This is a genomic window from Agrobacterium sp. H141 (genome assembly GCF_057158725.1).
This window is the reverse complement of the sequence record NZ_CM169893.1, coordinates 1720033-1740175: the sequence shown is the minus strand read 5'-3', so window position 1 is coordinate 1740175 and position 20143 is coordinate 1720033. Positions and strand designations below refer to the sequence as shown.

18 protein-coding genes and 1 other RNA gene are annotated in these 20143 nt (G+C 58.2%); 7 read left to right on the top strand and 12 right to left on the bottom strand.

The window, feature by feature from the left end; translation table 11 throughout:
• Positions 1-7: 7 nt before the first annotated feature.
• The 11 genes from ACWPM9_RS07925 to ACWPM9_RS07875 form a co-directional block, all read right to left on the bottom strand.
• Complete coding sequence (locus tag ACWPM9_RS07925) at positions 8-1441, bottom strand: UDP-N-acetylmuramoylalanyl-D-glutamyl-2,6-diaminopimelate--D-alanyl-D-alanine ligase (protein WP_484757316.1); 1434 nt, start codon at positions 1439-1441, stop codon at positions 8-10.
• Positions 1438-2895: a UDP-N-acetylmuramoyl-L-alanyl-D-glutamate--2,6-diaminopimelate ligase gene (locus ACWPM9_RS07920; protein ID WP_484757315.1), complete on the bottom strand. Its 1458-nt coding sequence runs from the start codon at positions 2893-2895 to the stop codon at positions 1438-1440. Before ACWPM9_RS07920 ends, ACWPM9_RS07925 begins: the two co-directional genes overlap by 4 nt.
• A 59-nt stretch (positions 2896-2954) precedes the next feature.
• Positions 2955-4703, bottom strand: a complete 1749-nt coding sequence (locus ACWPM9_RS07915; RefSeq protein WP_428187176.1) for a peptidoglycan D,D-transpeptidase FtsI family protein — start codon at positions 4701-4703, stop codon at positions 2955-2957.
• On the bottom strand, positions 4703-5071 hold the full coding sequence (gene ftsL, locus ACWPM9_RS07910; RefSeq protein WP_428187177.1) for a cell division protein FtsL: 369 nt from the start codon (positions 5069-5071) through the stop codon (positions 4703-4705). The genes ACWPM9_RS07915 and ftsL overlap by 1 nt, the downstream gene beginning before the upstream one ends.
• A gap of 6 nt (positions 5072-5077) precedes the next feature.
• Positions 5078-6103 (bottom strand): 16S rRNA (cytosine(1402)-N(4))-methyltransferase RsmH, encoded by a 1026-nt coding sequence (rsmH, locus tag ACWPM9_RS07905; RefSeq protein ID WP_484757314.1) that lies wholly within the window; start codon positions 6101-6103, stop codon positions 5078-5080.
• A 13-nt stretch (positions 6104-6116) separates the two neighbouring features.
• The gene (gene mraZ, locus ACWPM9_RS07900; RefSeq protein WP_428187179.1) at positions 6117-6557 is read right to left on the bottom strand and encodes a division/cell wall cluster transcriptional repressor MraZ; all 441 of its coding nucleotides are present in this window, start codon (positions 6555-6557) and stop codon (positions 6117-6119) included.
• 379 nt (positions 6558-6936) lie between these two features.
• An RNA gene (gene rnpB, locus ACWPM9_RS07895) (RNase P RNA component class A) lies at positions 6937-7362 on the bottom strand.
• Positions 7363-7433: 71 nt separating this feature from the next.
• Positions 7434-8621 carry an NAD(P)/FAD-dependent oxidoreductase gene (locus ACWPM9_RS07890; RefSeq protein ID WP_484757313.1) on the bottom strand — a complete coding sequence of 396 codons (1188 nt, stop codon included), beginning with the start codon at positions 8619-8621 and terminating at the stop codon, positions 7434-7436.
• A 223-nt stretch (positions 8622-8844) separates the two neighbouring features.
• On the bottom strand, positions 8845-9360 hold the full coding sequence (locus tag ACWPM9_RS07885; RefSeq protein ID WP_428187181.1) for a lytic transglycosylase domain-containing protein: 516 nt from the start codon (positions 9358-9360) through the stop codon (positions 8845-8847).
• A gap of 263 nt (positions 9361-9623) precedes the next feature.
• Positions 9624-10385 (bottom strand): N-acetylmuramoyl-L-alanine amidase, encoded by a 762-nt coding sequence (locus ACWPM9_RS07880; RefSeq protein ID WP_484757312.1) that lies wholly within the window; start codon positions 10383-10385, stop codon positions 9624-9626.
• Positions 10382-11119: a TerB family tellurite resistance protein gene (locus tag ACWPM9_RS07875; protein ID WP_484757311.1), complete on the bottom strand. Its 738-nt coding sequence runs from the start codon at positions 11117-11119 to the stop codon at positions 10382-10384. Before ACWPM9_RS07875 ends, ACWPM9_RS07880 begins: the two co-directional genes overlap by 4 nt.
• Before the next feature lie 449 nt (positions 11120-11568).
• Between ACWPM9_RS07875 and ACWPM9_RS07870 the strand changes: the two genes are divergently transcribed.
• The 7 genes from ACWPM9_RS07870 to ACWPM9_RS07840 all read left to right on the top strand — a co-directional run bounded on the left by ACWPM9_RS07870 (position 11569) and on the right by ACWPM9_RS07840 (position 18749).
• Positions 11569-12783, top strand: a complete 1215-nt coding sequence (locus ACWPM9_RS07870) for a pyrophosphate--fructose-6-phosphate 1-phosphotransferase (RefSeq protein WP_484757310.1) — start codon at positions 11569-11571, stop codon at positions 12781-12783.
• Positions 12784-12829: 46 nt separating this feature from the next.
• Complete coding sequence (locus ACWPM9_RS07865; RefSeq protein WP_484757309.1) at positions 12830-13465, top strand: LysE family translocator; 636 nt, start codon at positions 12830-12832, stop codon at positions 13463-13465.
• Between the two features lie 152 nt (positions 13466-13617).
• Complete coding sequence (locus tag ACWPM9_RS07860; protein WP_484757308.1) at positions 13618-14508, top strand: transglycosylase SLT domain-containing protein; 891 nt, start codon at positions 13618-13620, stop codon at positions 14506-14508.
• 132 nt (positions 14509-14640) lie between these two features.
• The gene (locus tag ACWPM9_RS07855; protein ID WP_484757307.1) at positions 14641-15888 is read left to right on the top strand and encodes a BtaA family protein; all 1248 of its coding nucleotides are present in this window, start codon (positions 14641-14643) and stop codon (positions 15886-15888) included.
• Positions 15888-16550: a class I SAM-dependent methyltransferase gene (locus ACWPM9_RS07850; protein WP_484757306.1), complete on the top strand. Its 663-nt coding sequence runs from the start codon at positions 15888-15890 to the stop codon at positions 16548-16550. The genes ACWPM9_RS07855 and ACWPM9_RS07850 overlap by 1 nt, the downstream gene beginning before the upstream one ends.
• 127 nt (positions 16551-16677) lie before the next feature.
• The gene (locus ACWPM9_RS07845) at positions 16678-17460 is read left to right on the top strand and encodes a glycoside hydrolase family 25 protein (RefSeq protein ID WP_484757305.1); all 783 of its coding nucleotides are present in this window, start codon (positions 16678-16680) and stop codon (positions 17458-17460) included.
• Between the two features lie 104 nt (positions 17461-17564).
• On the top strand, positions 17565-18749 hold the full coding sequence (locus ACWPM9_RS07840) for a lytic murein transglycosylase (RefSeq protein WP_428187190.1): 1185 nt from the start codon (positions 17565-17567) through the stop codon (positions 18747-18749).
• Positions 18750-18807: 58 nt separating this feature from the next.
• Here ACWPM9_RS07840 and ACWPM9_RS07835 read toward each other — a convergent pair whose 3' ends face one another.
• A complete protein-coding gene (locus ACWPM9_RS07835) occupies positions 18808-20076 on the bottom strand; it encodes a cation:proton antiporter domain-containing protein (RefSeq protein WP_484757304.1) in 1269 nt (422 codons plus the stop codon).
• Positions 20077-20143: the final 67 nt, after the last annotated feature.

Genomic DNA, 20143 nt, shown 5'->3' with positions numbered 1-20143 from the left:
GCCCTGATTAAGATTGGCGCGACGTGTCGGAGAATGCAGCAAACTTGTCAAGCAGAGCGGTCACGATACGCCCAAACCCGATACCCAAAGACGACTTTATCATCAAAACATCGCCGGCTTGGACCGATGAGACAACGAAAGCCGCCAGTTCATCCGTATTTTCATGGTATTCGACTTTCACGCTTTCGGGCAAAGCATCCCGAAGCGCGACCATGGCCGGACCGGCAAGCCAGACATGCTCGATTCCAGCGGCCAGCAATGGACTTGCAAGCTCGGCGTGAACGCTTTCGGCAAATTCTCCCATTTCCAGCATGTCGCCCAGAATGGCGATACGCCGGCCCTCGCCGTCCGGATTGGCAGAAGCCAGAACGGAGATCGCCGCTCTCATCGATGCCGGATTGGCGTTGTAGCTTTCATCGATCAGCGTGAAACTCTTGCGGTCGATGGCAAGTTTGTGTCGGGCGCCACGCCCTTTGACGGGAGACAGGTCGCCAAGCGCTGCAATGGCAGATTCGACATTCGCGCTAATCAGCGCGACGACGCCCAGGACCGCCATGGCGTTTTCGGCCAGATGTTTGCCCGGCGCGCCGAGCAATATTTCATGCGTCTTGCCGCCAAAGACGGCCCAAAGGGTTGAGACCTCAGCCCCGCCGTCGAATTCCGCCAGCCGGAAATCGGCTTTGGCATATTCGCCGAAACTGTGAATATTCTCCACGCCCGCGGCCCGTGCCGCCTTTTCCAGAAGCGCATACTGGCTATTGTCGCGGTTGAGCAGAACATGGCCACCTGGCTCCAACCCCTCAAAGATCTCAGCCTTTGCAACGGCGATTTCCTCGATATCCTTGAAGTTTCCGAGATGAGCGGGCGCGATCGTGGTGATGACCGCAACATGAGGCCTGACCTGTTTCACCAGCGGACGAATTTCACCCGGATGGTTCATGCCGATTTCAAAGATACCGTATTCGGTATCGGCTGGCATGCGTGCCAAAGTGAGCGGCACGCCCCAGTGATTGTTGAACGAGGCAACGGCTGCATGCACCTTGCCGGACGGCTCCAGTACCTTGCGCAGCATTTCCTTCGTCGTTGTCTTGCCGACTGAACCGGTAACACCGATGATCTTCGCGCGTGTTCTGGCGCGGGCAGCCTTGCCCAGCAGAACCAGCGCCTCCAACACATCGTCCACCACGATCATCGGTACGACCAGCCGCCCAAGTGCCGGCAGCTTGGCTTCGCTCACGACAAGAAGAGACGCGCCATTGGCAATGGCAATGCTTGCGAAATCATGACCATCGACCCTGTCGCCCTTGATGGCGAAAAAGGCCTCTCCCGGCGAGATCGACCGGCTATCGATGGAAATGCCGGTAATGCCCTCGGGCAGATGGCCCACCGGACGTCCACCCATGGCCTCGGCCATGTCCTGCGATGTCCAGAGCAAGGTCAATGCTGCAGTTCCTTCAATGCGTTGCGAAGTTCCGTATGGTCAGAGAATGGCAGCGTGACGTCGCCGACGATCTGCCCTTCCTCATGTCCCTTGCCGGCCACGATCAGTGTGTCGCCGGACGACAGCATCGACACTGCGGACTTGATCGCTTTCGCGCGGTCGCCAATCTCTGTGGCACCCGGTGCAGCCGCCATGATCTCGGCGCGGATTTCATCCGGCACTTCGGTGCGTGGATTGTCGTCGGTGACAATCACGACATCAGCCAACCGGCAGGCGATTTCGCCCATGATCGGTCGTTTACCCTTGTCGCGATTACCGCCGCAACCGAACACCACGATGATGCGACCGCTGGTGAAGGGGCGAACCGACGTCAGCACATTCTCAAGCGCGTCCGGCTTGTGGGCGTAATCGACATAGGCCAGCGCCCCCGTTTTGGTCTGGCCGATCAGTTCCAGCCGGCCTGCGGCCCCCTGAAGCTTTTCCAGTGCCTTGAAGGTCTGTGCCGCAGAAACGCCGGTCGATATGGCAAGCCCTGCAGCCACCAGCGCATTGGCGATCTGGAAGTCACCGGCGAGCGGCAACTGGATTTCAAAGATCTGGCCATCGACATGCACTTCGGCCACTTGCTTGTGGCGAAAATGCTCGACGCGTTTCAGTGCAATGAAGCTGCCCTTGCGACCAACCGTGCGGACATCGTGGCCGGCAGCCGTTGCCACCCGGATCGCTTCACCGGACCAGCGGTCATCGGCAAAGATCACCGCAGGCGATCCCTTGGGCAGCAGCGTATCGAACAAACGCATCTTGGCGGCCATATAGTCCTCGACCGTCGGGTGATAATCCATGTGGTCGCGGCCGAGATTGGTAAAGGCGCCGGCTGAGAGCTTCACACCGTCCAGGCGGCTCTGATCGAGCCCGTGGCTGGAGGCCTCCATCGCCGCATGGGTCACCCCCTCACCGGCAAGTTCGGCAAGCAACTCATGAAGAGCGACAGGATCAGGTGTCGTCAGCGAACCATATTCATTTCGGCTGGGTGACACGACGCCGGTCGTGCCGATCTGTGCCGCTGCCAACCCTGCATGCGCCCAGATCTGCCGGGTGAATGATGCGACGGATGTCTTGCCGGCTGTTCCGGTCACGGCAACCATTGTCTCCGGCTGAGCGCCATAAAACTGTGCGGCTGCCAAGGCCAGAAAACGCCTCGGATTGTCGACCACAATCACAGGCACCGAAGCGTCCAGATCATGAGACGATACGACAGCAACCGCACCTTTTGAGACAGCGTCGGCGGCGAAGCTTGCGCCATCGGCCTTCACACCTGCCAAGGCCACAAACAGCATGCCCGGCCTGACCGCCCGGCTGTCCGCAGAAAGACCGGAAATCTCGAGATCGCCTGTACTTCCCTGCAGTTTAGCTTGCTGCAACACGTCACCAAAGGGCAACTCTCGCAAAATCATGATCTGTATTATCCCTCATCACCGGATCAACAACGACTCACCCGGCGAAGTAATATCCCTCAATATGATACGAGCAAGTCCGAACCGGCTTCCCCGAAATTTGGTTCTACACCGAGAATTGCGGCGCTTCTGCGAATTATGTCGCGAACCATGGGCGCAGCTGTGTAACCGGCAATGGGTGACTGACCGTCCTTGCCCTTGTGCGGTTCGTCACAAAAGGTCAGCACGATATATTGCGGATCGTTGATCGGAAACGCTGCGAGGAATGCGTTGAAGTTGAGCTTCGAGTCATAACGACCATTGACCACCTTGTCGGCTGTTCCGGTCTTGCCGCCGACATCGAAGCCTGGCACACGCGCATTGCGACCGGACCCCTCGAACCCGTTATAGCCGAAGAGATAGCGCATCTCGTCACTGGTCTTGTCCTGGATCACCTTCTTGGCCACCAGGGCGGCCTGCTCTGAGTTCCGCGGCAGGAATGTCGGCTCGATCAGATATCCGCCATTGACGAGGGCGGCACCGGCAACCGCCGTCTGCAGAGGTGTCGTTGCCACACCGTGGCCGAAGGAAATCGTGATCGAATTGATCTTCTTCCATTCCCGCGGCTGGCTGGGCGTTTTCACTTCCGGCAATTCTGTGTCCATACGGGTCAAAAGGCCGAGACGCGTCAGGAATTCCTTATGGGCATCGATACCGATGATATCGGCCATTTTGCCGGTGCCGATATTGGATGAATATTTGAAGATTTCCGGCACCGTCAGCACACGGCGCTGGCCGTGGAAATCCTTGATCGTAAATCCGCCGATACGGATCGGCTTGCTGGCATCGAATGAGTCGGTGATTTTCACCTTGCCCGAATCCAGCGCCATCGCCGTGGTGAAAGACTTGAAGGTCGACCCCATTTCGAACGTACCGTTGGACATGCGGTTCAGCCAGCCTTCTTCAGAACCGCTGGCCGGATTGTTGGGATCGAAATCGGGATAAGAAGCCATGGCGAGAACCTCGCCGGTGCGCACATCGAGAACGACAGCGCCGGCCCCCTTGGCTTCATATTTTGTCTGCGCTTCGGAGACCACATCGTGAACGATGTTCTGCACCCGCAGATCGATCGACAGCTTTACCGGCTCAAGCGGTGTATCTGTCGTCATCCCAAGCGCCCGCAGATCGGCAAGCCCCTGCTGGTCGATATATTTTTCCATGCCCGACATGCCGCGATTGTCGATATTGACGTAACCGACGATATGCGAAGCCGTAGCCCCTCCCGGATAGAAACGGCGCTTTTCGGGACGAAAGCCGATGCCTGGAATGCCAAGCGCCAGGATCTGGCTCTGCTGCTTGGGCGTCAACTGCCGGCGCAGCCACTGAAAATGCGACTTCGAGTTGGAGAGCTTGCGATAAATATCCTTGACGTCGAGATCGTTGAGGACGGTTGCGAGTTTCTCGACAGCCTCATCGGGATCGACGATCTTGTGCGGCTCGGCAAACAGCGACACCGTGCGAATATCGGTCGCCAGCACTTCACCGTTGCGGTCGAGAATATCCGGGCGCGATGCCATCAACCTGTCAGCTGGCGGAATGGAGGAGACCACTTCCGGCTGCTCATAGCCATACTGCATCAGCCGCACGCCGACGACGCCATAGGCAACCGCAAAGGCGGCAATCATCAAACCGACCCGCTTGCGCGCCAGCCCCGACTTGCGCTTGCCGGCGCCGATGAAAATTCCATCGGCAGGCACACCGCCGCGAGGACTGTCTGTGGAAAAATGCGCCTTGCTTTTGAGCAACATGAGCCGGGAAAGAAATGACATTATGGCTTCACCGATCCGGTTAAAATATCGTCCGTGGGTGCATGTTCACCTTCTGCAATTTCCTCCTTGGGCGGAAGCTGATCGCGGCGCATGGGCAATTCATCGGGACGCGCAAGTTGATCGGGTGCGGTCGGTTCGAGCTTCAGCTCATCGCCATAGACCTTGACCAATTGCTCCAGCCGGTTCGGCTGCGTCAGCAGCGCCCAATCCGCCTTCAGAAGGTCTATCGTGTCGTGCTCGAGTTTGATTTCCGCCTCAAGCTTATGGACCTCTTCGAGCTTGTCCTCGGCATGGTGCTTGATCTGATAGGTAATGGTAGCCGCAGCGACCATGGTCCCGATCATGATGATATCAATGGTTTTAAGCATGGCCGATCAACCTCCGATCCGCTCGAGGTCCGCCAGCGCCGGCAGATCGAAGATTGACAGGTCGGCCTTTCCAGCCGGTGCCTCGGTGCGCACACCTGCGCGCAGCTTGGCCGAACGCGCGCGCGGATTGGCATTTGCCTCTTCCTCGCTCGCGGAAACCATGGCCTTTCCGACTGGATTGAACGTCGCAGGAACGACGTTGACCATGGGCATGTGCCGCGAACCGCCCGCCTTGCCCGAGCGCTCGGAGAAGAACTTTTTGACGATGCGGTCCTCCAGTGAATGGAAGGTCACGACCACCAGCCGACCGCCGGGCTTCAAAGCCCGTTCAGCCGCAAAGAGTGCGCGCGCCAGTTCACCGAGTTCATCATTGACGAAAACCCGCAACGCCTGGAACACGCGCGTTGCCGGATGAATCTTGTCAGTCATTTTACGGGGGTTCACGGTCTCGATCAGATTTGCGAGATCGCGCGTGGTCGTGAAAGGTTGTTCGGCGCGGCGCTTTTCGATGGCGCGGGCAATACGACCGGACTTCTTTTCCTCGCCGAGAAAGCCGAAAATGCGGATCAGGTCGCCAACCTTGGCGCGATTGACCACATCTGCAGCCGTCACGCCGCTAGACGACATGCGCATGTCGAGAGGTCCATTGCGCTGGAAGGAAAACCCGCGCTCTGCCTCATCGATCTGCATGGAAGATACGCCGATATCGAGAACGACCCCGTCAAGGCCGCCCTCAGGCGCAAACTCGTCGAGCCTGGAGAACCGGGAATGAAACAACGCAAGCTTGCCATTGCTGGCATCCACCATCGCACGGCCAGCCTCGATCGCATTGGGGTCGCGGTCGACGGCAATGACGTCAGCGCCAGCATCCATGATCGCGGATGTGTAGCCGCCAGCACCGAATGTGCCATCGAGAACGACTGAGCCGCTATCGATAGAAAGCGCATCCAACACTTCAGCAAGAAGGACCGGAATGTGACGAACCAGTCCGCCATCGGCATCAGATGAATCTCCGCCAAGATTCGTCACCATTCCGTTCCCTCGCTTACCGGGACTGCAGCCCTCGCAGCCTGCGCCCCTCTCTCGCCGCCGCCTGAGCCTCCAGGAAGGTCTCCGGCCGCCAAAGCTGAAAATGATCCGCACGACCGACAAAAACGACTTCCGTCGTGATGCCAGTAAACTCGCGGATAAAATCCGTTACCATCAAGCGGCCCTCGCCATCGAGCCGCATATGCAATCCACCACCGTGCACCAGCAGAGACAACTCGTTTGCCTCCGCCGAAAACGGATCGAGCGCCGCCAGCTGCCGCTCGTACCGGTCGAACAGATCCGCCCCACCGACGCTGATGGCCGGAAACACGAAATCCTGAAGACAGTAAAGCTCCTGGATGTCGCGCTGCGCGAGCACAGAACGAAAGGCCGCCGGAACGGATACCCGCCCCTTCGCATCGATCTTGTTCGTCGCATTGGACAAGAAGCGGTTCATCAGAAACTGACGCCGCTCCCACCGGCGAAGGGCCAAACAGAGACCCCGTCAAACTCGACACCAAAAAAAGCGGCAAAGATCCACACACCAGCTCGCCATGCGAACCGGAACAACCGCTCCCGCTTTGATGAAATTGAGCCTCGAAAGGCCCGTCTGTATTGTGCTTATGGGATACCATGGGACAATTTGGGCGTCAATGGGATTGAGCCTATCGAAGGCGGTTCGGGGCATCAAAACTTTATAAGCCATTAAGATTAATGAAGAGTTATTTTCCCGAGACCCGGAATATTAGGCATCCATAATTTTATTTAATTAATTCAATGAGTTGCAAGCGTCCTATTGCTAGGACGCTTGCTAAGTACCCGTGTTCGAATGAGAAATTGCCAGTCGGCCTGTAAGCCGGGTTCTGTAAGGCTCCGGTTGCCCGGAACGTGGCAGCCATTCATCTGGGACAGCGTTTGCACGCTGCCTCTCGCAACCCACCCGGATGACTGGCCCGGAAACCGGCTGTAGCGGCTTGCGCCGCCCGCGTCATCCCTATTCGGTCTTGCTCCCGGTGGGGTTTGCCATGCCGTCCCTGTCGCCAGGTCCGCGGTGGGCTCTTACCCCACCCTTTCACCCTTACCCCGCCAGCTTTGCCGTCCCTATGGGGCGAAAAAGCAGGCGGGGCGGTTTCCTTTCTGTGGCACTTTCCCTGAGGTCACCCTCGCCGGACGTTATCCGGCACCGTATTTCCGTGGAGCCCGGACTTTCCTCACCCTACCGCCTTTCGGCATTGGTAAAGCGCGGCTGCCCGGCCGACTGGCAGCGCTCCCATAACCGACTGAGCCTGCGATTGCCAACAAAATATGCCAGACAAGGACCTGCCGCTTTCTCTCAGAGAAATTTCGGAGTGAAATCGGCGCTATAGTCGTTGCCCTCGATATGCCCTCTCAGCAGCATCTCAGCGCCGAGACGGCCGATTTCATCCGAGCTTTTCGCAGCCTGCCCGCACCCGCCTGCCAGCACGGCAATCCGTTCACTCGCATAGCCAATCGCTGGATAGTTGTTCGGGGTGAAGCTGGTCACGCAGGCGGCCATATGCGGCTCAATGCCTTTCAGCGACGGTACCAGACCCTCCGCGATTCGCTTCAAGTGGAGCCGCGTGCTCTCGCGTCCGCCGCTGTGGAACCACGCCCTCACCGCCGCTTCGTCTTGCAAAACGAGATCGTCTGGATCTCCGCCGATCTTGAGATAAAGCCGTCCATCCGGGTAGCGCACAGGCGGCAGCAGATAGATGTGATCGGTTGGAACGGACGGCGCGGAGATGAGCGAAGGCATCCCGGCATAGTCGCCAGCTTCAGCTTCGGCTATTTCGAATAGGGCGACGGTTCGGGCAAAGACCTGCAAATCCAGCCGTCGCGGCAACAAGCCGGCTGCGATGGAAAATCCGCCGGCTGCGACCAAAACTCTGTCTGCCAGATATGTCTGCCCCTCGAAGGTTGCCACCTCGACCCCGGTGGCCTGCTCACGGACCGAAGCCACCGTTTCCTCGATCAACCGAGCGCCGGCTTGATGAGCAAGAACACCTTGCGCCTTCACCAGACGGCGCGGATTGACGTAGCCGGCATTCGCTTGCTCGAATACACCCTCACTACCTTGCTCAAAGGAGAAGTACGGAAACTCAGGCCTCAATTGTGTGTCGTCAAGCGTCTGCGTCTTGACTGCCAGCCGCTCGGCGGCTGTTTTGACATCGGCGATATAGCAATCGGGCCCGTGCGGTTCCGGCCCCACGATCAGGCAACCCGCTTCCTCGTAAAACGAAATGCCGCTTTCTGTGGCGATATCGGCATAACGGGCAATGGATCGATGGGCGAGCCTGGCCCAGTTTTCATTGGCATCGATGGTTCGGGTGATCCGCGCCTCATCATAATGGCTGGCAAAAACGCCCGAATGGCCTGCGGTATCGGCAGGTTCACCAGGGCCTATCAATGCGACCCCATGTGACTGGCGCGCCAGATATTTTGCAGCAGCAGCCCCCATCATGCCTGCGCCAATGACGATCGATTCGAACCGCTCACTCATGAAAGACCAGCCTTGATTCCGTTTGCATTCAGAAGCCTAGGTAGCAGACCTGAAATCATCGGTGGAAGCACGATATACACGTCCGATAAAAAAATTATCAGCCTTGGGAACAAACGCCATGCCAGCAAGTTTTATGTCCAGCGCCGTCGCTCAGCACGAAAAAGGGCGCACCCTGATGGGGTCGCCCTTGTTCTGGCCAATATCTGAAAATGGCCCGCAGTGATCAGGAATGCAGAAGCGCCTGCACCTTCCCGCAATAGCGCTTTGATACCGGATTCATGCGCTTTGCACCATGACCGGCATTATATTTGAGGATGGTCTGGCATGTTTGACCACCGCCAAGTTCATGCGCTGCCGCAAGATACATCATTCCAAAGCGGATATTGGTCTCGGGATCGTAAAGTCCCTTTGCCCCACCATGGTAGCCCATCATGCGAGCCGTGGCTGGCTTGATCTGCATCAGGCCGATTTCTCCAGCACTGCCGCGAGCCTTCGGGTTGAAGTTGCTTTCGATACGAACAACAGCATGCGCAAGGTTCACAGGCACACCGTACTTGGCGGCGTATTTCGAGATCAGCTTGCCGTAGGGAGCCTTCTCAACCTTTGCACTCTCCACGCTGCCCGACAGCGGGAACAACGGCTTGATGATGTGATTTTCCTTCTCTTTGGCAAACGCGCCGCCAAAAGAAGTCATAGCAATAGCGATGCTTGCCGCAGCAGCAATAACCAGTCTTTTCATGTAAACCTTCAGTCTCCGAACCGAAGGGCAAGACCCGGCATGTCTCCGCACGCCTTATCCGTTTGGGGTTCCAGGGGAACGCCATCGGTCACTTGCCCTTAACGTTGATCTCTGCGGGAGGCCATGAGGTATTTAGGACGCCAACCCGCCGCTCAGCGAGGGTCTTTAGACCGGCGCAATATGGATTTCCTGTGGCAACGCAACATTTTCCAGCCGCAGCGGCTCTACCCGGACAGGTTGTCGCACCACAATTGAGCAGCCTGTCAAGCGAAACGCGGAAGAGAACGAAGCAGTCGAGCAAGCGTCTCAATCGTCGACATGTCAGCAATTCCATCGACCAGTGAGGGTCGGAAATGGCGCTGAAAAGCCTCCACCACACCCTTGGTTTTTTCACAGAATTCGCCGGTGATATCAACATTGTAACCGTAGAGAGACAGCATCGACTGCAGGGCCTCGACCGGCTGCCCCTGATCCCCGTGCTGGAAGAACCGTCCGCCGGATACCTGCACCGGTTCTACATAGTGGCCCACACCCTGCCGATGCAGTTTTTCCCAGGGGAAATTTTCACCCGGATCAACCTTGCGAACAGGGGCAATATCCGAGTGTCCAAGCACACGTTCCGGGGCAATAACGTAGCGCTCGACGCATTTTTGACACAATTCGACGACGGCATCGATCTGCGCCGATGGAAAATCAGGCAGGCCAGAGGGATGACCGCCATTGGCGATCTCGATTCCGATCGAACGGGAATTGATGTCGGTTTCGCCTTCCCAACAGCTTTTGCCCGCATGCCAGGCGCGGCGGCTCTCCGGCACCATCTGCACGATGCGACCGTCGCCATGAACGAAATAGTGACAGGAAACCTGACTCTCCTCGGCGGCAAGCCAGGAGAGAGCCCCCTCCTCCGTCGGCATACCGGTATAATGCAGGATAATCATATCCGGCGTCGAGACACCGACACGTTCACCATGATTGGGAGATGGCAGGATTATTGCGCCGGGATAGTCGGCATCAAACAGCGTCATGCGGCGCGGCGTTCTTTCTCGATCGCTTCATAGGCCGCATTGAAGGACGCCATACGCTGATGCGCCAGCGCATGAAACTCCGACGGCACGCCACGCGCATGAAGCCGGTCAGGATGGTGCTCGGACGCGAGAGCCCGGTAGCGCTGACGGATCGTGGCAAAATCATCCTCGGGCGAAACGCCGAGAACGCCATAGGGATCGCCCTCCAGATGCAGATGGCGACGGGTGATCTCGTCGAAACGCTGCTCGCTTAAACCGAAGATCTCGGCGATACGGCCCAGAAAGGCCATTTCGCTTTCATGGACGAGCCCATCTGCCTTGGCGATATGGAAAAGACCGTCGATAATGTCTTCCAGAACAGGGCAATGCAGTTCGCAGGTTCGGCACATCGCCGCCAGACGTTCAGCATAGGACTCGTAACCAGCCACATCCTGCCGCGCCAGATTATAGAGGCGCGCAACATTCTTGGCTTCTTCCGGTGGAAAATCGAAAATGCTGCGGAAGGCATCGACCTCGGCGGTCGTCACCACACCGTCGGCTTTGGCCATCTTGGCCGACAGCGCAATGATCGCGACAGAGAAGGAAACACGGCGGCGCGTCTCGGGGTCACCCTCGAATGCGGTGCGAACAGCTTCGACCAGACCGCCAAGCACATTGCCAGCAGCGTCGGCGACCGCACCCAGCAGTCGCTCCCAGATCGAAGATGCTTGTTCGCAAAAGAAATCAAATATCATATCGAAGCTTGACCAAATAATCGCCGAAAAAGCAAGCGAGAGCAGCCCCTCCGACATTAAACTTTATTCACCTTCCCTTGCATAAAGTTGATGCATTCCTAATGGACAGGGTGAAATCCGGGAAAGCGGCGCGAAATCGATCATCTCCATCGACGTCGGATCAAAGCCTCTGCTGCGCGACAGATCGTCCGTCCCCGATATCGCAGTCAGCCCGGCATTTTCCCATTTTACCGTTTGCAGCTGGATCAATGCGCATAAGCGCCACCACCTATACGCGAGCACCCAGCCTTTGAAACGATTATATTCGCGCGAGTTTTGCAATCGCCTGTCGATAGCGGCGAAATGCCCGAATTTCTTCGTAAATTCACTTTACACGCTCCCGTCACCTGTCGCATCCATGGTCCGTTCACAGATGGACATTCAGTGTGCGTAAGCCTCAGGAGGATCGTGTGCCCAAACAAAAAGTTGCAATGCTCACCGCTGGTGGCCTCGCCCCGTGCCTCTCGTCTGCTGTTGGCGGACTGATCGAGCGCTATACCGACATCGCCCCCGACATCGACATTGTGGCCTATAAATCCGGCTATCGCGGTCTGCTGATGGACTACAAGATCGATATCACCCGCGACATGCGAGAAAAAGCCCATCTGCTGCACCGCTATGGCGGTTCGCCGATCGGCAATAGCCGCGTCAAGCTGACAAATGCCGCCGACTGCGTGAAGAATGGCCTGATCAAGGAAGGCGAAAATCCTCTGAGAGTGGCCGCTGAACGGCTTGCCGATGAAGGCGTCACGATCCTCCACACCATTGGCGGCGACGACACCAACACAACGGCTGCCGACCTGGCCGCCTATCTTGGCGCCAATGGCTATGACCTGACGGTCGTCGGCCTGCCCAAGACGGTCGACAACGATGTTGTTCCGATCAAGCAGTCGCTGGGTGCCTGGACGGCAGCCGAAGTCGGCGCCCGCTTCTTCGACCACGTGTCCAATGAACAAAGTGCCGCCCCACGCACACTCGTTATCCACGAAGTGATGGGCCGCCACTGCGGCTGGCTGACGGCGGCCACCGCGCGCGCCTATATCGAGCGCACCAAGAACAACGAATATATCGAAGGCTTCATGATGAACACGGAGCTCAAGAATATCGATGGGCTCTATCTGCCTGAAACCCATTTCGACATGGAAGCCGAAGGCGCGCGCCTTCTGGAAATCATGGACAGAACCGGCTTTGTCACGCTGTTCGTCTCCGAGGGTGCCTGCCTCCATGAAATCGTTGCCGACCGCGAAGCAGCCGGTGCCGAAATCAAGCGCGACGCATTTGGGCATGTGAAGATCGACACCATCAATGTCGGCCAGTGGTTCCAGCAGCACTTCGCCAAGCTTTTGAAGGCTGAACGTTCGATTGTCCAAAAGTCCGGCTACTACGCACGTTCCGCACCAGCCAATTATGATGATCTGCGCCTGATCCAGGGAATGGTCGATCTGGCAGTCGAAAGCGGCCTCAACGGCGTGTCAGGCGTAACCGGTCATGATGAGGATCGAAACGGCCAACTGCGCACCATCGAATTTCCGCGTATCAAGGGCGGCAAAGCCTTTGACTTGGAAACGCCATGGTTCAAGACCGTTATGGATCACATGGGGCAGAAATTTAAACCAGCCAATTGACGGCATCCCGTTTCGGTGGCTTGGTCTCAATCAGGAGGATTGAATCATGTCGTTTGAACATTGGTTGGCATTCGCCGCCGCATCTGCGGTGCTTCTGGCGATACCCGGACCCACGATTCTGCTCGTGGTATCCTATGCGCTCGGCCATGGTCGAAAAACGGCATTGGCGACGGTGACCGGTGTGTCTTTGGGCGATTTCGTCGCCATGACAGCCTCGATCCTCGGTCTCGGCGCAATTTTGGCCACCTCTGCGGAGGCCTATACGGTCCTGCGGTGGATCGGCGGTGCTTATCTCGTCTATCTCGGCATCCGCCTGTGGCGGGCGCCGGTTGGCGATGGCCCGCTTGCCGACAACGATAATCTACGCGAACAAAGCCCGCTGCGCATCGTGTTGCATGCCTTTACGGTGACGGCACTCAACCCGAAAAGCATCGTTTTCTTCGTAGCCTTCGTTCCGCAATTCATCGATGCCACGCAGCCGTTTCTGCCGCAAATGATCGTGCTTGAGGCGACCTTCGTCACGCTCGCTGCCATCAATGCACTCGTCTATGCGCTGATTGCCGACAAGGCCCGCGTCTTTATCCGCAAGCACACCGTGCAGCGCGCTGTTAACCGCACCGGCGGCACGTTGCTGATTGCAGCCGGCGCAGTAACGGCAGGGTATCGCAAGATCGCTGCGTGATTGCAGTCACACACGCATAGCAAAGCTGTTGATCGGGCATGACTGCCACCTCGGTGCCGCAATTTGGCCGCGAGTTCGTGGAAACCCGAATTATGGAGCTTGCACTGACTCGTTTGTGAGGGTGCATGCGATTGGGGAACATGGGATCAGGCATGATTGCGCGCAATTTTCGCAGCATCGGAATTTTGGCATCAGCGACAACGCTGATAGGCCTTGCGGGCTGTACCAGCGGACTGGAAAGTGCGGCTCGCCAAGAGCTTAAATCCAACCCGTCAGCCGGCACGTCGCTTGCCATGCAGCAACCGGCAGAACCGGGCCCCCTCGTTCCCGGCTCGAATTCGCATGCCCCCGTGCCGACATCGCGTGAAGCCGCGTTGCAGAACCCGGCCGACGCTCCGACAGTGGGCGATGCCGTCGCCGTCATGGACGCCAAGCAGAACGACGCGTTGCAGACACCGGCAATGCCCGCCTCGGACAATCCCGATACATTGACCACACTTGCCGATGCGTCAACTGACACCGAGTTGCCGCAGGAAGTCACGTCCGTCCAGACCATCGTGCCAACGCCAAAGCCCGGCGACGCCCTTGCCTATGCCGCGCCATCGGCTGCCAATGCCGGTGCGGCGCTCGACAGCCAGTTCGACGTCACACCGCCTGCGACTGCACCGGACTTACAGGCCGCCCCGGCGACCACGGGTCCAACCGTCATCAACAGCCTGATCCGCAAATATGCAGCGGTCTATGACATTCCGGAAGCGCTGGTGCACCGTGTCGTTCACCGCGAAAGCCGGTACAATCCGGCAGCCTTCAACAATGGCCATTACGGCCTGATGCAGATCAAATATGCGACGGCCAAATCGATGGGCTATCGGGGCCCCGCCAATGGTCTGTTCGATGCGGAAAACAATCTCAAATACGCCATCAAATATCTGCGCGGTGCCTGGCTTGTCGCCGACAAGAGCTCGGACAATGCCGTCAGACTCTATGCCCGCGGCTACTACTACGACGCCAAGCGCCGCGGCATGCTGCACGTATTCCGTTAATTTGGCATCCACTGCATCGCGTTCAAACTGAAGCATTCGACCGGTTTTCAAGGCGTTTCCCACAACCCGCGTCATGAAACTGTAGCACGTCGCGTTTAAACGGCTAGGAACCGAAACGGATGGCTGCATCAGATGACCGAGCTTGCACCGGAGGCCGGTTTCCGCGGGAACCGCAAACTCAAGACCGCACTTCTCCAGCATAAGGCGCTTAGCAGGGATGGGCTGTCTGAACGCCTTTTCGGGCTGCTGTTTTCCGGTCTCGTCTATCCACAGATCTGGGAGGATCCCGATGTCGACATGGAGGCCATGGAACTGGCAGCCGGCCATCGCGTCGTCACCATCGGCTCCGGCGGCTGCAACATGCTGGCCTACCTCTCGCGCAGCCCCGCCAAGATCGATGTCGTCGACCTCAATCCCAACCATATCGCGCTCAACAGGTTGAAGCTTGCCGCCTTCCAGCACCTTCCGGACTATAAGACGCTGGTCGCTCATTTCGGCCGTGAACGTATCCGCTCCAACAGCCGCAGTTTCGACCGCTATATTGCGCCCAATCTCGATGCGGATACGCGTGCCTATTGGAACAAAAGAAGCCTGACCGGACGTCGCCGCATCAGCGTCTTCAACGGCAATTTCTATCGCACGGGGCTGCTTGGTCGCTTCATCGCGGTCGGCCACCTGATCGCCCGGCTGCATGGTGTTCGGCTGGAAGAATTCGCCAGGACCCGCACCTTGCGCGAACAACGTCAGTTCTTCGAGGACCGTGTCGCACCGCTGTTCGACAAACCGATGATCCGCTGGATGACGGAGCGCAAGAGTTCGCTGTTTGGCCTTGGCATTCCGCCGCGCCAATATGACGAACTCGCGAGCCTTGCCGATAACGGCACCATTGCGCCGGTGCTCAAGCACCGCCTGGAAAAGCTCGCCTGTCATTTTCCGTTGAAGGACAATTATTTTGCCTGGCAAGCCTTCGTGCGCCGCTATCCCTATGCCGATGAGGGCCTGTTGCCGACTTATCTGCAGCGCGAACACTATCAGTCGATCCGCCGCAATGCCGGCCGTGTCAGCGTGCATCATGCAAGCTTCACCGAACTGCTGGCCGAAAAACCATCCGCCTCGGTTGATCGCTACGTGCTGCTGGATGCGCAGGACTGGATGAATGATGGACAGATCGGTCAACTTTGGAGCGAGATCAGCAGAACGTCGGCACCCGCTGCCCGCGTGATCTTCCGCACGGCTGCCGAAAAAAGCATTATCGAAGGCCGCCTGCCAAATGCCATAGCCGCGCAGTGGACCTATCTCGAAGGTATGTCCAGGGCGCTGAATGCCAAGGATCGATCCGCGATCTATGGTGGCTTTCATATCTACGAGAAAGCATCCTGATGCCGGCGGACAACGGCGCGGCAATTGAGACATCCGGCCATGCCGAGCGCATGGACCAAATGTACCGCTATCAGCGCCACATCTACGATCTGACCCGCAAATATTACCTGTTCGGGCGCGACCGCGCGATCAGGCGTCTCGATGTTCCAGGCGACGGCCGATTGCTGGAAGTCGCCTGCGGCACGGGGCGCAATCTGCTGATGGCCCACAAGGCCTATCCCGAAGCCAGGCTCTATGGCCTGGACATTTCCGCGGAAATGCTCACCTCGGCAAAGGCAAGCTTTCGCAACAAGCGGCAGTCGCCAATCTTCAAGGTCGCAGATGCCACAGGCTTCGCACCGTCGGAATTTGGCGAAGACGATTTCGAGCGAATTTTGATCTCCTACGCCCTGTCGATGATACCCGACTGGAAAAAGGCCATCGGTGCTGCCCTGTCGGCCCTGTCTCCCGGCGGCTCGCTCCACATTGTCGACTTCGGCCAGCAGGAAGGCCTTCCCCGCGGTTTCCACACTGTGCTCAAGGCATGGCTCAACCGCTTTCATGTCACGCCACGGCCGGATCTACGGGACGAATTGGCAGCCCAGGCGCATGCACGCAATGCCACCCTGGAGTTCGAAAGCATCGGCCGCGGCTATGCCTGGCATGCGATTATTCGAACCTGATTACATATTTGAGTTGATCCTAACTGAATTTTTACCATGATGGCCTCAGATGGCGATACGCGCTCCTGAGTATTGCGTAAGTGCGCCGCATCAGGGGTCTTGATCAAACACGGATAACGGATCTCCCATGCGTTGGCTCTTACCGGCGGTACTCTCTTTTGCACTGCTTCTTGGCGGCTGCACCTCGGCAAGCTACGACCTCATGGAAACCGCGTCGATCAAGACCCGCTTCGGCGACAAGGATCCGCAGGATTTCGGCAAGAAGACCCCTTATCGTCATCAGGTTCACGGCATCGACGTTTCGAAGTGGAACGGCGAAATCGACTGGACGACCGTGCGTCGCTCGGGCGTCGCCTTCGCCTTCATCAAGGCGACCGAAGGCAAGGACATGGTCGATCCGCGCTTCGACGAGTATTGGCGGCAGGCCCGTGCCGCGCGCGTGGCCCATGCCCCCTATCACTTCTACTATTTCTGCTCGACGGCAGACGAACAGGCAGACTGGTTCATCCAGAATGTGCCGAAGGACGCCATGCAGTTGCCGCCGGTGCTTGACGTGGAGTGGAACCACACGTCGAAGACCTGCAAATACCGCCCGAGCGCCTTTACCGTGCGCGCAGAGATGAAGCGCTTCATGGACCGTATCGAGGCCTATTACGGTCTTCGGCCGATCATCTACACCTCTGTCGATTTCCACCGCGACAACCTTGACGGTTATTTCAAGGACTATCACTTCTGGGTTCGCGCCGTCGCCCAGCACCCGGAAGAAATCTATCCCGATCGTCGATGGGCCTTCTGGCAGTACACCTCCACCGGCGTCATCCCCGGCATCCGCGGCGATACCGATATCAACGTCTTCGCCGGCAACGAGCGCAACTGGAAAAACTGGGTTGAGGCCGTCACCAAAGGCTGACGCCTTGGCCTCACCATGCTTCCGCCTTGTTCCTTTGGAATATGCGCAGCCTCCGGTAGACTACCGAAAACGATAGACAATATGACCCACGGAAGGATCAAACGATGCGCGCACGTTCTCGCCTCGCCCTCGCTCTTGCAGTCACCACCTGCGTGGCCGGACCCGCTGCAGCCCAACAATGTGGCGGTGATCTCGGCTCGTTCCTGGCCGGCGTAAAGGCCGAGGCTGTCGCCAACGGTGCCTCTCCGGCCGCAGCCGACAAGGCGCTTGCCGGTGCTAAGATCGACCAGAAGGTCCTGTCGCGCGACCGCGCTCAGGGTGTCTTCAAGCAGACCTTCCTCGAATTTTCCCAGCGCACGGTCAGCCAGGCACGACTGAATATCGGCCGCCAGAAGATGAAGGAATATGCGAGCGTCTTTGACCGTGCAGAGCGCGAATACGGTGTCGCGCCCGGTGTCATCACCGCCTTCTGGGCCATGGAGACCGATTTTGGGGCGGTCCAGGGCGATTTCAATACCCGCAACGCGCTTGTAACGCTCGCCCATGACTGCCGCCGCCCCGAACTGTTCCGTCCGCAATTGATGGCCCTGATCACCATGGTTGAGCATGGGGATGTCGATCCAGCCACCAATACCGGCGCCTGGGCCGGCGAAATCGGTCAGGTACAGATGCTGCCGAAGGACATCGTGGCGTTTGGCGTGGATGGCGATGGCGATGGCCATGTGAGCCTGAAATCAAGCTCTCCCGACGCCATCATGACCGCCGCCAAGTTCATTCAGCATCTCGGCTATCAGGCGGGCCAGCCCTGGTTCCAGGAAGTAACGGTGCCCGAGAACCTGCCGTGGGAGAAGACAGGCTTCGACAGCGGCATGAAGGCCGCCGACTGGTTTGCCCTGGGCGTCAAGCCGCGCGACGGAAACACCCAGTTCGGCAATCTTGAAGGTGAACTGCTGTTGCCACAGGGTCGCCACGGTCCTGCCTTCATGGCATATCCGAACTTCAACATCTATCTCGAATGGAACCAGTCCTTCATCTACACCACGTCGGCAGCCTATTTCGCCACGCGCCTGTCCGGCGCAGAACCCTATCTGAAGGGCAATCCTGATCCGGGCCTCAGCAACGATCAGATGAAGGCGCTCCAGACCAAGCTACAGTCCATGGGCTATGATGTCGGCAAGATCGACGGAATCTGGGGTTCCGGCACGCGCTTTGCGGTACAAAAGGAACAGGCCAAGCGCGGCATGGCCGCTGACGGCTGGCCGACCCCCGCCTTGCTGAACGCGCTCTGAAACCAACCATCGGCATTTCTGCAAAAAAAAGGCGGCTCTCAAAGCCGCCTTTTTCATGTCAGCTCTTGCGACGATCCCGCTCATGGCGGCGGTGATAGATCGTCAACCGGATCGCGCGATAGCGCACCTTGGCCCAGTAACGCGCAAGCACCAGGGCTTCGCGACCGCGATGCACCTCATACAACTCATGGGCATAGGCCTTGGCCAGCGCTTGTCGATAATTCTGCAGGCCCTCGCTGGCATAGCCTTCGAGCCGGTGCAAAACGCTTCCCCAAAGGGGCGACAGCAACAGCGATACGGCGGTAACCGCAATCGACAGGCGGAACAGATCATAGCCCAGCGCACCGCTCGAAAAGCCGGCAGCCGACAGCACGAACGAGAACTCGCCGATCTGTGCCATCGAAAGACCGGCAATCAGTGCCGTCTGTGGACTGGACCCCGTTTTGCGCAATAGGAAAATGTTAAGCGAAGTCTTGGCCGCGATCACGAACAGCGAGACGAACAGCACCGTCCACAGATGCTCCCAGATAAAGTTGAGGTCGATCAGCAGACCGATCGACAGGAAGAACACCACAAGCAATACGCTCTGGATCGGCTCGATCACCGGAATGACGCGGCTGCGCAAGGTCGAGTTTCCGACGAGTAATCCGGCCAGAAAGGCACCGTAGGCGGGAGAAAGTCCGGCGACACCGGAAACGGACGCAGCCGTGAAGCATACAGCAAGAGACCCCAGAGCGAGGATCTCGATCTTGTCTTCGACGCGTTCTGCAAACGGGATTTTCAGTTTCCGGTGGCCGCCGAACCACCACAGCAACCCGCCCAGCAAGCCGAGCGCCACCACCATCTTCTTGGCAATCAGGGCGTAATCCACAGTTTCGCCGCCAAGGCTGGAGGCAAAAATAAGCATCGGCACAACGGCAATGTCCTGGGCAATCAACACGGCGACGGCCACCCGCCCCGCCTCTCCGCGCAAGACCCCCATCTCCTCCAGCATTTTCATTGCCACAACCGTCGAGGAAATGCCGATAATGAAGCCCAGAATGATCGCTTCGGAATGCGACGCCCCGGTAATCTGTGCGATTCCGAAGCCCAGCAGAAGCGCTGCCAGCAACTGCCCACCCATGACGATCAAGGCCTGCCTCAGCGTCAGGATGAAGGCGCGCACCGACAATTCCATACCGATGAAGAAAAGCAGCATGACGACGCCCATCTCGGCCAGAAGCGCCACATTGTCGGAATTGGCGATAAAACCGGCACCGGTCGGCCCCAGGGCCACCCCAGCCACGATAAAACCGACCAGCGGTGGCTGACGTAGCCACAGGAACATCAATCCCAGCACAGTCGCGACGGCAATAACGCCGGCAATGGCAACGAGATCGGCCGTATGACCGGTT

Coding starts and splice junctions, on each gene's coding strand:
- ACWPM9_RS07850 (WP_484757306.1), top strand. CDS start 15,888: ATGCCGGCGGACAACGGCGCGGCAATTGAGACATCCGGCCATGCCGAG.
- ACWPM9_RS07885 (WP_428187181.1), bottom strand. CDS start 9,360: ATGAAAAGACTGGTTATTGCTGCTGCGGCAAGCATCGCTATTGCTATG.
- ACWPM9_RS07920 (WP_484757315.1), bottom strand. CDS start 2,895: ATGATTTTGCGAGAGTTGCCCTTTGGTGACGTGTTGCAGCAAGCTAAA.
- mraZ (WP_428187179.1), bottom strand. CDS start 6,557: ATGAACCGCTTCTTGTCCAATGCGACGAACAAGATCGATGCGAAGGGG.
- ACWPM9_RS07845 (WP_484757305.1), top strand. CDS start 16,678: ATGCGTTGGCTCTTACCGGCGGTACTCTCTTTTGCACTGCTTCTTGGC.
- ACWPM9_RS07835 (WP_484757304.1), bottom strand. CDS start 20,076: ATGTTCCTGTGGCTACGTCAGCCACCGCTGGTCGGTTTTATCGTGGCT.
- ACWPM9_RS07880 (WP_484757312.1), bottom strand. CDS start 10,385: ATGACGCTGTTTGATGCCGACTATCCCGGCGCAATAATCCTGCCATCT.
- ftsL (WP_428187177.1), bottom strand. CDS start 5,071: ATGCTTAAAACCATTGATATCATCATGATCGGGACCATGGTCGCTGCG.
- rsmH (WP_484757314.1), bottom strand. CDS start 6,103: ATGGTGACGAATCTTGGCGGAGATTCATCTGATGCCGATGGCGGACTG.
- ACWPM9_RS07915 (WP_428187176.1), bottom strand. CDS start 4,703: ATGTCATTTCTTTCCCGGCTCATGTTGCTCAAAAGCAAGGCGCATTTT.
- ACWPM9_RS07875 (WP_484757311.1), bottom strand. CDS start 11,119: ATGATATTTGATTTCTTTTGCGAACAAGCATCTTCGATCTGGGAGCGA.
- ACWPM9_RS07860 (WP_484757308.1), top strand. CDS start 13,618: ATGATTGCGCGCAATTTTCGCAGCATCGGAATTTTGGCATCAGCGACA.
- ACWPM9_RS07890 (WP_484757313.1), bottom strand. CDS start 8,621: ATGAGTGAGCGGTTCGAATCGATCGTCATTGGCGCAGGCATGATGGGG.
- ACWPM9_RS07865 (WP_484757309.1), top strand. CDS start 12,830: ATGTCGTTTGAACATTGGTTGGCATTCGCCGCCGCATCTGCGGTGCTT.
- ACWPM9_RS07840 (WP_428187190.1), top strand. CDS start 17,565: ATGCGCGCACGTTCTCGCCTCGCCCTCGCTCTTGCAGTCACCACCTGC.
- ACWPM9_RS07855 (WP_484757307.1), top strand. CDS start 14,641: ATGACCGAGCTTGCACCGGAGGCCGGTTTCCGCGGGAACCGCAAACTC.